Source organism: Planobispora longispora, assembly GCF_016863135.1.
GTDB lineage: Bacteria > Actinomycetota > Actinomycetes > Streptosporangiales > Streptosporangiaceae > Planobispora > Planobispora longispora.
Map to the genome: position 1 here is coordinate 1 of NZ_BOOH01000027.1, position 12338 is coordinate 12338.

Genomic DNA, 12338 nt, shown 5'->3' on the forward strand with positions numbered 1-12338 from the left:
GGTGATCGGGGTGATCCGTGCGTCGGCCGAGGTGATCGGGGTGATCCGTGCCTCGGCCGAGGTGATCGGGGTGATCCGTGCCTCGGCCGAGGTGGCCGGCGCGGACCCGCTCCGCGGGCTCGCGCTGGTCCTGTCCCCCCATGCGAGCTTCACGCCGGGCCCGATCTCCCGCACCGGTTCCATGCCGGGATCGGTGTCCGGCCCCGGGAGGTCGTTCTCGCCGGGGTCGGTGTCACGGGCGGTCACGATCGCGCCGATCACCGGCACGCTGTCCCGGCGCAGCTGCCGCACGGCCCGCGCCACCTCCCGGGGCGAGGCGCCGGGCAGGGGGACCAGCACCACCGCGCCCCCGGCGCCCGCCAGGTCGCGGACCCGTTCGCCGGTGACGACGTCGAGCCCGGTGAGGCGGGTGACGTCGGAGGCCGTACGGCACCGCCTGCCGAGGCGGTCGCGGAGCCAGGCGAGGCCGACCCCGGTGAGCAGGCCGAGCATGAGCCCGCTGCCGAGGTACAGGGGCGGCCGGGGCGCGCTGGGCTCGGCCGGGGCGACCGCCTCGCTGATCACCGAGCCGGGGGTGACGGCGACGGTTTTGAGGCTGTCGTATTTGACGGTGAGGTTGTAGACCTGGCGGCTGAGCACGCTGCGCCGCTGCAGTGCGATGGTGCGTTCGGCGCTGCCCTTCTCCAGCCCGGGCAGCGCGGCCACGACCTTGGCCAGGCCCGAGTTGACCTGCTTGAGCTTGTCCAGGAGCGTCTCGAGCTGGACGGCCAGCGCCTTGGCGGCGGCCTCGTCGCGGTGGGCGAGGTAGGCCTGGGCGTACGCGCCGGCCCCGGCGGCGGCGCTGTCGGGGTCGGCGGCGGTGTAGGAGATCTCCAGGACCGAGGTGTTGGGCGGCACGGAGACGTCGACGGGGGCGAGGTCGCCCTTGAACGCCTCCCGGGCCTTCTTGGCGACCACGGCCGACTGGGCGATCTGCGCCTCGGTGTCGAGGTTGAGCGCCTCCCGCTGCCGGCCGGTGACCTGGTTGGTCGGCTCCTGCACGCCCGTCGCGGTCACCAGGACGTGGGCGGAGGCGGTGTAGGAGGGCGGGGTGGAGCGCAGCAGGAGGAGACCTCCGCCGGTCCCCGCCAGGAGGCAGAGCAGCAGGATCGGCCAGTGGCGGCCGAGCAGGGCCGCGTAGTCCGCGAGGTCTCCGCCGGAGCGGCGGACGGCGGTGTCCGGCGACAGGCTCATGGCGTGGTGGGCCCTCTCGGCTGGCGTCTTGACGGAATGAGTCGGAGATCCGGGAAACGGACCTCACGAACTATAGGTGGGGTCGCCGTTTTCTCGATTGAATATGCAAGATTTCGTCACGGAATCATCGACGATCACAGTAAGATAACGCATGTTTATCCGATATTTCCCCGCCGCCATCCCGGTGGTCCTGCATGGAGCGGCAAAGTATGCGACATGCCATGTCACCGGGGTGGGAGGGTGTGTCCGCCGAAAGTGGGGAAACGTGCGAGCGAATCGTCTGTGAGGAACCGTTGTATCGGACAAATGACGATTTAAGGCCAGCTTTTACCGCGAAAACAATCGCCGGAGCCGCTGTCGCGCTGATGCTCGGACTGAGCGCGTGCAATCAGGCGTCCGGTGTCGCCGAGACGGCGCGGGAAGGCCACGGGCGGGACGGCGGGCTCCTCGCCCAGGGGCCGCGCTCGCCGATGCCGGGCTGCGAGGTCAGCGCCAAGCTGATCCCCTCGTGCGGGGCGTGGTGGGGGATGGCGCCGGAGATCTTCACGGGCAGGCGCCCGGCGCAGGCGCTGCGCCGGGCCGAGCGGCGCATGGGCCGTACGGCCGACATCATGCACGTCTACCACCGGGGATCCGAGCTCTTCCCGACCGGGGAGGAGCGGTCGATCGCCCGCGATCCCGCCGGGCGCAGGCTCCTGCTGATCAACTGGAAGCCGTCCCTCGACCACACCTGGGCGGAGGTCGCCCGGGGCGCGGTGGACCGCAGGATCGACCGGCTGGCCCGGCACATCACCCGGACCTTCCCCGAGAGGTTCTTCCTGACCGTGCACCACGAGCCGGAGGACGACGTGCGGGCCGCCGCCGGGTCGGGGATGACCGCCCGGGACTACGCGGCGATGTACCGCCACGTCATCCTCCGGCTGCGGGAGAAGGGCGTGAAGAACGCCGTCGCCGTGATGACCTACATGGGCGCGCCCAACTGGGCGGCCGAACCCTGGTTCGAGCAGCTCTACCCGGGTGACGACGTGGTCGACTGGGTGGCCATGGACCCCTACGCCGACGACCGGGTCCAGACCTTCGACGGGCTGATCAACAAGACACGCGACGACTTCGCCCGGTGGCCCGGCTTCTACCGCTGGATGCAGTGGCGCTTCCCCGGCAAGCCGATCATGCTTGCCGAGTGGGGGGTCTTCGAGCGGCCCGGGCAGCCGCGGTTCAAGGAGTCGTTCTTCGCCTCGGTCCGCCAGGAGATGCGGCGCTACCCGCAGCTCAAGGCGCTGGTCTACTTCGACTCACCGCGTGCCCCGCGGGGGGACACCCGCTTCGACTCCACTCCCGGCGGACGTCAGGCTTTCGCCGTCCTCGCCCGCGACCCCTACCTGAGCTCGACCCCGGTTCCTGACAAGTGACCAGGCGATCGCCCCGGCCAGGACCGCGCCGCCCAGGATCCACAGCGTGGCCGTGTTGCCCACGCCGAGGAGCTTGAGCGCCGAGGCCAGCAGGACCACCGTGAGCAGCGCGCGGATGACCCCGCCGCGCGCCCGGGAGGAGATCCGCGCGCCGAGGTAGACGCCGGGGATCGAGCCGACGAGCAGGGAGGCGGTGACGTCCAGCTGGAAGTCGCCGAAGAACAGGTGCCCGATGGCCGCCGAGGTGACCAGCGGGACCGCCTGGACCAGGTCGGTGCCGACCAGCTGGTTGGCCTTCAGCATGGGGTAGAGCGCGAGCAGCGCCACGATGATCAAGGAGCCCGACCCCACGGAGGAGACGCCCACGACGACGCCTCCGACTATACCGACCAGTAGGGTCGGAATCGGGCGGACGACGATCTCCTCGATGTCCGCCGAGGAGGGCCCTTCGTGCCGGGCGAGGTAGGCCTTGGCGACCATGCCCGCCACGGCCAGCAGCAGGGCCACGCCGAGGGCGTACTTGACCGCCTGCTGGACCTGCTCCCCCTCGCCGAACGCCCGGATCAGCAGGACCCCGCAGAACGCCGCCGGCACCGAGCCCGCGCACAGCCAGCCGACCAGCCGCAGGTTGACCGTCCCGCGGCGCATGTGCACGGCCCCGCCGACCGGCTTCATCACGGCCGAGGCGACCAGGTCGCTGGAGACCGCCGCGAGCGGCGGCACGTTGAAGAACAGCATCATCATCGGCGTCATCAGCGCGCCGCCGCCCATGCCGGTCAGCCCGACGATGATCGCGACGAAGAACGATCCGGCGATCAGGGGGAGATCGAGGTCCATCAACCGATCACCGATCCCGGCTCACGGGGGGAGTCGTTTCTCACCGTACCCAGCCTCCTTGGATCAGCGGGTTCAGGACCGAGTCCACGGCCTCCTCGACGGAGATGCCCGTGGTGTCGATGACGATGTCGGCGTCCTCGGGCTCCTCGTAGGGAGAGGAGATGCCCGTGAACTCGGGGATCAGTCCGGCGCGCGCCTTGGCGTAGAGCCCCTTGCGGTCGCGGCGCTCGCACTCGGCCAGCGGGGTGGCCACGTGGACCAGCAGGAAGTCGGCGCCCACGGCCTCGACCATCGCCCGGACCTCCGCCCGGGTGGCGGCGAACGGCGCGATCGGCGCGCAGACGGCCAGCCCGCCGTGCCGGGCGGCCTCGGCGGCGACGAAGCCGATCCGCCGGATGTTGAGGTCGCGGTCCTCGCGGGAGAAGCCCAGCCCCGCCGAGAGCAGGTGACGGACCACGTCGCCGTCCAGGTAGGTGACCGTGCGGCTGCCGCGCTCCAGCAGCGCGTCCCGCAGGCCCCGGGCGACGGTGGACTTGCCGGAGCCGGACAGGCCGGTGAAGAAGGCGACCAGGCCGCGCCGGTGCGGCGGGCCGGGGAGGGTGACGGGCTCGGGGCCGGGCAGGTGCTCGGCGGCGCCGTACGCCTCGGCCACGCGGTCGCGCAGCTCCAGGTCGACGGCGTGGTCGTCGCGCGGGGCGAGTGGCACCGCGGCCAGGAGGGTGTCCCCGCCGAGCTTCTCGCGGGCCTTCAGCGCGGCGCGGACCACGGCGGGCCCGCCCTCCCCGAAGGCCAGCGGGAGCAGCAGGACCACGGCCTCCAGCTCCTCGGCGGTCGCCGTGATCTCCTCCAGGTCGTCCAGCGGGCCGCGCATGGTGACGGCCAGGGCCTCGCGGCCGGCCAGGGCCTCGCGGACCTCCGCGGGGGTACGGCGGAGCCGGGCGAACGGCCCGTGCTCGGCGGCGCCCAGGGCCTCCACCGGCCCGGCGGCGAGTCCGCCGGAGCGGTCGGTGACGGTCAGGACGGCCAGCGGGGCGCCCTCGGGGTCGCGGAGCGTGACCCGGTCGCCGGGGGCGGCCGGGTGCTCCTCGGGCAGCGCGAGCGTGACGGGAGCGGGCCAGGAGGTGCCGTCGGCCAGCGTGCCGTGCTCCTCGACCGCGTGCGCGTCCGCCGCGCTCATGAAGCCCGTCAGGGGCTGGTAGGCGCCGGAGAGCAGCAGCTCGAGGTCGGCGAGCTCGCGGGCGTCGGGGGTCCACTCCAGGGGGGCCGTCATCTGTTCCACATTTCCGATCGACTTAGTCGGATATCGACACTCTAGCGACACCAGTTGTGCCACACCAAACGCGAGGCGTCAGACAAGTCGCGCGAAATGGTTGTGCGGCTTGCGGATGACCATGGCGATCTCGTCGTGCGCGGCGGGGAACCGGCCGCTGGAGGCGTTCTCCACGGCCGAGCACGCCAGGCGGCCCAGGGCCCTGGTCGTCGCCGGCCCGCTGGCGTCCAGCAGCTCGTCGCCGACCATCAGGCCCCGGGTCAGGCAGAACGCGTGCAGGCCCTCCCGGGTGACGGTCCGGTGGTACACCACGGGCAGCGGCCCGACCGTGCCCGCCGGGACGAGGTGGCGCCAGAACAGCCGGCGCACCAGCGAGGGGGTCATCCGCTGGCACACCCCGTAGGCCGAGGAGCGGTCGCGCATCCGCAGCAGTGCGAGCCCCCCGGGCCGCAGCCCGGCCAGGAGCCGGTCGAGCACGATCTCGGGATGGCGGACCCGCTCCAGCAGGAACGAGATGTAGACGACGTCGAAGGCCCGCGGCGGCACCGGCACCGTCCGCAGGTCGCCCAGGGCCCAGGAGTGGAGGTCCGTGCGTCCCGGCATGCTCGCCCGGACCGCGGGGAGGTCCTCGTCGATCCCGATGACGCGGGCGTCCTCCCGTCTCAGGCTGATGAGGCTGGGCGTCGCGCACCCGGCGACCAGGATGTCGAGCCGCCGATCGCCCGCCTCGGCCCGCTGCTCCTTGATCCGCTGGTTGAACAGGTCGCTCTGCGTGATGGGCAGTCGCACTTCAGTCATACTCACCTATAGTAGTCGAGATATCACAATAGGTCACCTCTCCCTTCTGGCTCCGGATCCGGGGAGCGGGCGAAGTACCCTTGAGGCGACAACCCCCGTGCCCCGTCGGCCGGGGGCCACTTGTGTTGCCGTCGTGGGGCCTAAGGGCGGATCTGATGAGCCTTTCCGGATTGCTTGACCTCGTCGTGGGCGAGCCGAAGCTGGCCTCCGCTCTCGCGGACGTGCGCGTGGGAGACCTCACCGGTGTCTCCCTCGTGGCGCCGCCCGCGCTGCGCCCGTTCGCGGTGGCCGCGCTGGCCAGGGACGGAGGCGCCGACGCCCGCGGGCGGGCCGTGCTCGCGGTGACCGCCACCGGGCGCGAGGCGGAGGACCTGGCGGCGGCCCTGTCCAGCCTGCTCGGGGAGAACGCGGTCGCCGTCTTCCCGGCCTGGGAGACCCTGCCGCACGAGCGCCTGTCGCCGCGCAGCGACACCGTCGGCCAGCGCCTGGCCGTACTGCGCCGCCTGGCGCACCCGGTGGAGGGCGACGCGGCGGCCGGACCGCTGCGGGTCGTCGTGGCCCCGGTCCGCGCCGTGCTCCAGCCGATCGTGCGGGGCCTGGGCGACCTGGCCCCGGTACGGCTGCGCGCGGGCGACGACGCCGACCTGGACGCCGTGGTCCACCTGCTGGTGGAGAACGGATACCACCGCGTGGACATGGTCGAGAAGCGCGGCGAGGTGGCCGTCCGGGGCGGGCTCCTCGACGTCTTCCCGCCGACCGAGGAGCACCCGCTCCGGCTGGAGTTCTGGGGCGACACGGTCGAGGAGATCCGCTGGTTCAAGGTGGCCGACCAGCGCTCGCTGGAGGTCGCCGAGGACGGCCTGTTCGCCGCCCCCTGCCGCGAGCTGCTGCTGACCAAGGACGTCCGGGACAACGCCGCGGCCCTGGCCGCCGAGCACCCCGCGCTCGCCGAGATCCTCGACCAGCTGGTCGAGGGCGTGCCGGTGGAGGGCATGGAGGCCTTCGCGCCGGTCCTCGCCGGGGAGATGGACCTGCTGCTCGACCACCTGCCCCCGCGGGCGGCGGTGTTCGTCTGCGACCCCGAGCGCATCCGGAGCCGGGCCGACGAGCTCGTGCGCACCAGCCAGGAGTTCCTGGAGGCCTCCTGGATCAACGCCGCCGCCGGCGGCGAGGCCCCGATCGACCTGGGGGCCGCGGCCTTCCGGTCGCTGGAGGAGGTGCGCGACCACGCGCGGGAGCTCGGGCAGCCGTGGTGGTCGATCGCCCCGTTCGGCGGGGACGACCTGGGCGACGCGCTGATCCTGGACGCCCAGGAGGCCGAGGCCTACCGCGGCGACACCCAGCGGGCCCTGGGCGACATCAAGGACTGGCTGACCGGGGGGAAGGTCGTCGCGCTGCTCAGCGAGGGCCACGGCCCGGCCGAGCGCATGGTCGAGCTGCTCAAGGGCGTCGACCTGCCCGCGCGCCTCACGGCGGGCCTCGACACGGCGCCCGACCCGAAGGTCGTGCACGTCACCACCGGCCTGGTCGAGCACGGCTTCGTCAGCCCGTCCCTGGCCGTCCTGACCCACCTGGACCTGGTCGGTCAGAAGGCCTCCACCAAGGACATGCGCCGGCTGCCCAGCCGCCGCCGCAACATGGTGGACCCGCTCCAGCTCAAGGTCGGCGACCACGTGGTGCACGAGCAGCACGGCGTGGGCCGCTACATCGAGATGGTGCAGCGGACCGTGCAGGGCGCGACCCGTGAGTACCTCGTGATCGAGTACGCCAAGGGCGACCGGCTCTACGTGCCGACCGACCAGCTCGACGAGGTCACCCGCTACGTCGGCGGAGAGTCGCCCACCCTCAACCGGATGGGCGGCGCCGACTGGGCCAAGGCCAAGACCAAGGCGCGCAAGGCGGTCAAGGAGATCGCCGGTGAGCTCATCCGGCTCTACAGCGCGCGGATGGCCTCGCCGGGACACGCCTTCGGGCCCGACACGCCCTGGCAGCGGGAGATGGAGGACGCCTTCCCCTACGCCGAGACGGGCGACCAGCTGGAGGCCATCGACGAGGTCAAGCGCGACATGGAGCGCCCGATCCCGATGGACCGGCTGATCTGCGGCGACGTCGGCTACGGCAAGACCGAGATCGCGGTGCGCGCCGCCTTCAAGGCCGTGCAGGACGGCAAGCAGGTGGCGGTGCTGGTCCCCACCACGCTGCTGGTCCAGCAGCACCTGTCCACCTTCACCGAGCGCTTCTCCGGCTTCCCGCTGAACGTGCGGCCCATGTCGCGCTTCCAGACCGACGCCGAGGTCAAGGCGACGATGGAGGGCATGCGCGACGGCACGGTGGACGTGGTGATCGGCACCCACCGGCTGCTCTCCTCGGAGGTCCGGTTCAAGAACCTCGGCCTGATCATCATCGACGAGGAGCAGCGCTTCGGCGTCGAGCACAAGGAGGCCATGAAGCACCTGCGCACCCAGGTCGACGTGCTGGCCATGTCCGCCACGCCGATCCCGCGCACGCTGGAGATGGGCCTGACCGGCATCCGCGAGATGTCCACGATCCTCACCCCGCCGGAGGAGCGCCACCCGATCCTCACCTTCGTCGGGCCGTACGACGAGAAGCAGATCGCCGCCGCCGTCCGGCGCGAGCTGATGCGCGACGGCCAGATCTTCTTCGTGCACAACCGGGTCGCCAGCATCAACAAGGTCGCCGCCCGCCTGCGCGAGCTGGTCCCCGAGGCGCGGGTCGCCGTCGCCCACGGCCAGATGAACGAGCAGCAGCTCGAGAAGATCATGGTGGGGTTCTGGGAGCGCGACTTCGACGTGCTCGTCTCCACCACGATCGTCGAGTCCGGCCTCGACGTCCCCAACGCCAACACGCTCATCGTGGACCGGGCCGACAACTACGGCCTGTCCCAGCTCCACCAGCTGCGCGGGCGCGTCGGCCGGGGCCGCGAACGCGGCTACGCCTACTTCCTGTACCCGCCGGAGAAGCCGCTCACCGAGACCGCCCACGAGCGCCTGGCCACCATCTCCCAGCACACCGAGATGGGCGCGGGCATGTACGTCGCGATGAAGGACCTGGAGATCCGCGGCGCGGGCAACATCCTGGGCGCCGAGCAGTCCGGCTTCATCGCGGGGGTCGGCTTCGATCTGTACGTGCGGATGATGTCGGAGGCCGTACAGGAGCAGAAGGCCAAGCTGACCGGGGCCGCCGCGCAGGACGAGCGGCCCGACGTCAAGGTCGAGCTGCCGGTCAACGCGCACATCCCGCACGACTACGTGACCTCCGAGCGGCTCCGCCTGGAGGCCTACAAGCGCATCGCGGCCATCTGCACCGACGACGACATCGCCGCCGTGCGCGACGAGCTCACCGACCGGTACGGCCGGCCGCCCCAGCAGGTGGAGAACCTGCTGGCCGTGGCCCGCTTCCGGATCAGGGCGCGCAAGGCGGGGCTCACCGACATCACCCTGCAGGGCCAGCACCTCAAGTTCGCCCCGGTGGCCCTGAAGGACTCCCAGCAGGTCAGGCTCCAGCGGCTCTACCCGAAGTCGCTGCTCAAGCAGGCCACCGACGTCCTCCTGGTGCCCGTGCCCAAGACGAAGCCGCTCGGCGGACAGCCGCTGCGCGACCTCGACCTGCTCAAATGGTGCGGTGATCTCGTCGAGGCGATGTTCCTGGAGAACATGCCGGTAAAGTAAGACGGCCTCTGTCGTGAAGGGATCGCAAGTGAAGTCGACTCGAGTGCGCGTCATCCTGGCGGTCGTGGCCGCGGGTGCCGCGCTGACCGCCTGCTCTCCGTCGCAGGCCGGTGCCGCCGCCATCGTCGGCGACCAGCGCATCAGCGTCAGCGAGCTGAGCGCGGACGCCGAGGAGTACCAGGCGGCCATGGCCAAGGCCGGCCTCTCCGCGCAGCAGCTGCAGCTGCAGGGGTCGATCCCCCAGGTGATCCTGGAGAACAAGGTCTTCATCAGCCAGCTGGACCAGCTCGGCGCGCGCAACGGCGTCACGGCGGCTCCGTCGGAGATCGAGGCGCTCATCGGGCAGGCCCTCCAGCAGCAGCAGGGCATGACGCTGGACCAGCTCGCGCTGACGGCCACCGTGCCCCCGTCGGAGCTGAACGCGTTCGTCCGCGCCAACGTCATCCACCAGAAGCTGATGAGCAAGTTCGGCGCCGGCCAGGACGAGGCGTCCCAGCAGGCGGCGAGCCAGAAGCTGGCCGAGGAGGCGGTCAAGGTCGTCCCGGTCACCCGCAACCCCCGCTACGGCGAGCCCGGCCCGCAGGGCGGCCTCGTCGAGAGCAGCCGCTTCGGCGCGCTGCCGGAGGCGTCGCAGTAACCACGCCGCCCGAGGCGTCGCGGTGACCGTGCCGCCCGAGGCGTCGCGGTGACCGTATTGAGAACAGCGGCCCGGTCCGGGGCCGGAGACCGGGAGCGGCGGTCCGCCTCCCGGTAGCCTCGGACCATGCCGCTGATCGTCGTCACCACCTCGCCCCGGGTCGCCCCGGGGCTGCTCAGCCACCGTGCCTGGCAGGCCCTGTCCGAGGGGCCGGTGCGCACCGCCGTGCCGGACCACCCGCACCTGCCCTACCTCGCCGAGGCGGGGATCGACGTCGAGGTCGTGGCCTCCGATCCGGCCGCGCTGGTCCGGCAGGCCCAGGCCGGGACGGCGGTGTGGCTGGACGCCGACGAGGCCCTGATGCGCGCGATCGGCCACGCCGCGGTGGCCCTCGACGACCCGCCGGTGATCGAGGTCGTGCCCGGCTCCTACGACCTGCCGGGGGCGCGGCTGCTCGACCTCGTCGCGGTGATGGACCGGCTGCGGACGTCCTGCCCGTGGGACGCCGAACAGACGCACGAGTCGCTGGCGCCGTACCTCATCGAGGAGGCGTACGAGGTCCTGGAGACCATCGAGGAGGGCGACTACGGCGCGCTCCGCGAGGAGCTGGGCGACCTGGCGCTGCAGGTGGCCTTCCACGCCCGCGTCGCCCAGGACCGCGCCCGGGACGACGCCGTGAGCGCCTTCGACATCGACGACGTGGCCGCCGGCATCGTCGACAAGCTGGTCCGCCGCCACCCGCACGTGTTCGCCGCGGTGAAGGTGGACGGCGCCGAGGAGGTCAGCGACAACTGGGAGACGATCAAGGCCGCCGAGCGCGCAGCCAAGAACGGCGGCGACGCGGGCTCCGTCGTGGACGGCGTGCCGATGGGGCAGCCCGCCCTCTCCCTGGCCGCCCAGCTCCTGCGCCGCGCCGAGCGGGCGGGCGTCACGGCGGAGCCGCCCGCCGAGGGACTGGGCGGGCGGCTGTTCGAGCTGGTACGGCAGGCGCACGCCGAGGGCCTCGACCCGGAGGCGGAGCTGCGCGCCGCGGCCCGCGCCTACCGCGACCGGATCCGCGCCCAGGCGCCGGGAAACGCCGGGGCCGGGGCACAGCCGTACTGAGAAGTAGGTCTCGATAGGGTTTTACGGCAAACTGTCCTGCGACTTTAGGAGCGCTTCGTGGCTTCCATCGAGGGCGTACACGCCCGCGAGATCCTTGACTCCCGGGGCAACCCGACGGTCGAGGTCGACATCCTTCTGGACGACGGCAGCGAGGGCCGCGCGGCGGTGCCGAGCGGGGCCTCCACCGGCCAGTTCGAGGCCGTCGAGCTGCGCGACGGCGACGAGCGGTACGCCGGCAAGGGCGTCGAGAAGGCCGTCCTCGGCGTTACCGACGAGATCGCCGACGAGATCATCGGCTTCGACGCCGAGGAGCAGCGCAGCATCGACCAGGTCATGATCGACCTGGACGGCACGCCGAACAAGGCGCGCCTGGGCGCCAACGCCATCCTCGGCGTCTCCCTGGCCGTGGCCAAGGCCGCCGCCGAGAGCGCCGGGCTGCCGCTCTTCCGCTACCTCGGCGGGCCGAACGCGCACGTGCTGCCGGTGCCGATGATGAACATCCTCAACGGCGGCGCGCACGCCGACACGAACGTGGACATCCAGGAGTTCATGATCGCGCCGATCGGCGCCGAGTCGTTCCGCGAGGCCGTGCGCATGGGGACCGAGGTCTACCACGCGCTCAAGGCCGTGCTGAAGGAGAAGGGCTACGCCACCGGCCTGGGCGACGAGGGCGGCTTCGCGCCGAACCTGCCGTCCAACCGCGACGCGTTGGACCTGATCCTCGTGGCCATCGAGAAGGCCGGCTACACGCCGGGCGAGGACGTCGCGCTCGCCCTCGACGTGGCCGCCTCCGAGTTCCACAAGGACGGCGTCTACACGATCGACGGCAAGGGCCTGTCCGCCGCCGAGCTGATCGCCTTCTACGAGGACCTGGTCGCGAACTACCCGCTGGTCTCCATCGAGGACCCGCTGAACGAGGACGACTGGGAGGGCTGGAACGCCATCACCCGGGCCCTGGGCGACAAGGTCCAGCTGGTCGGCGACGACCTGTTCGTGACCAACCCCGAGCGGCTGGCCCGCGGCATCGCCGAGGGCACCGCCAACGCGCTGCTGGTCAAGGTCAACCAGATCGGCACCCTGACCGAGACCCTCGACGCCGTCGACCTGGCCCACCGCAGCGGCTACCGCTGCATGATGAGCCACCGCTCCGGCGAGACCGAGGACACCACGATCGCCGACCTGGCGGTGGCCGTGAACTGCGGTCAGATCAAGACCGGCGCCCCGGCCCGCTCCGACCGCGTGGCCAAGTACAACCAGCTGCTGCGCATCGAGGAGCTCCTCGACGACGCCGCCCGTTACGCCGGCCGCTCCGCGTTCCCGCGCTTCCAGCGGTAGTTTCGCGGGTACGGCGTGCGCCCGCC

General features: G+C 71.9%; 9 protein-coding genes. 5 read left to right on the forward strand and 4 right to left on the reverse strand.

What is annotated here, in order from left to right; all coding sequences use genetic code 11:
* A partial coding sequence (locus Plo01_RS18160) for a Wzz/FepE/Etk N-terminal domain-containing protein (RefSeq protein ID WP_239316590.1) occupies positions 1 to 1233 on the reverse strand: 1233 nt, incomplete at its 3' end.
* A gap of 365 nt (positions 1234 to 1598) precedes the next feature.
* Here Plo01_RS18160 and Plo01_RS18165 point away from each other — a divergent pair.
* Entirely contained in the window at positions 1599 to 2642 is a 1044-nt protein-coding gene (locus Plo01_RS18165; RefSeq protein ID WP_203891812.1) for a glycoside hydrolase family 26 protein, read from the forward strand.
* Here Plo01_RS18165 and Plo01_RS18170 read toward each other — a convergent pair.
* The 3 genes from Plo01_RS18170 to Plo01_RS18180 form a co-directional block, all read right to left on the reverse strand.
* Positions 2526 to 3479 (reverse strand): sulfite exporter TauE/SafE family protein, encoded by a 954-nt coding sequence (locus tag Plo01_RS18170; protein WP_203891813.1) that lies wholly within the window; start codon positions 3477 to 3479, stop codon positions 2526 to 2528. The genes Plo01_RS18165 and Plo01_RS18170 overlap by 117 nt on opposite strands.
* 40 nt (positions 3480 to 3519) lie before the next feature.
* Positions 3520 to 4749, reverse strand: a complete 1230-nt coding sequence (cysC, locus tag Plo01_RS18175; protein ID WP_203891814.1) for an adenylyl-sulfate kinase — start codon at positions 4747 to 4749, stop codon at positions 3520 to 3522.
* A gap of 78 nt (positions 4750 to 4827) precedes the next feature.
* Positions 4828 to 5547, reverse strand: coding sequence for a class I SAM-dependent methyltransferase (locus tag Plo01_RS18180; protein ID WP_203891815.1), 720 nt, complete (start codon positions 5545 to 5547; stop codon positions 4828 to 4830).
* A 155-nt stretch (positions 5548 to 5702) separates the two neighbouring features.
* Here Plo01_RS18180 and mfd point away from each other — a divergent pair, with 155 nt between their 5' ends.
* The 4 genes from mfd to eno all read left to right on the forward strand — a co-directional run bounded on the left by mfd (position 5703) and on the right by eno (position 12312).
* Positions 5703 to 9236, forward strand: coding sequence for a transcription-repair coupling factor (gene mfd / locus Plo01_RS18185; RefSeq protein WP_203891816.1), 3534 nt, complete (start codon positions 5703 to 5705; stop codon positions 9234 to 9236).
* Between the two features lie 28 nt (positions 9237 to 9264).
* Positions 9265 to 9873: a SurA N-terminal domain-containing protein gene (locus Plo01_RS18190; RefSeq protein WP_203891817.1), complete on the forward strand. Its 609-nt coding sequence runs from the start codon at positions 9265 to 9267 to the stop codon at positions 9871 to 9873.
* Positions 9874 to 9999: 126 nt separating this feature from the next.
* On the forward strand, positions 10000 to 10977 hold the full coding sequence (locus Plo01_RS18195; protein WP_203891818.1) for a nucleoside triphosphate pyrophosphohydrolase: 978 nt from the start codon (positions 10000 to 10002) through the stop codon (positions 10975 to 10977).
* A 57-nt stretch (positions 10978 to 11034) separates the two neighbouring features.
* Positions 11035 to 12312 carry a phosphopyruvate hydratase gene (gene eno, locus Plo01_RS18200; protein ID WP_203891819.1) on the forward strand — a complete coding sequence of 426 codons (1278 nt, stop codon included), beginning with the start codon at positions 11035 to 11037 and terminating at the stop codon, positions 12310 to 12312.
* The last annotated feature ends 26 nt before the right edge of the window (positions 12313 to 12338 follow it).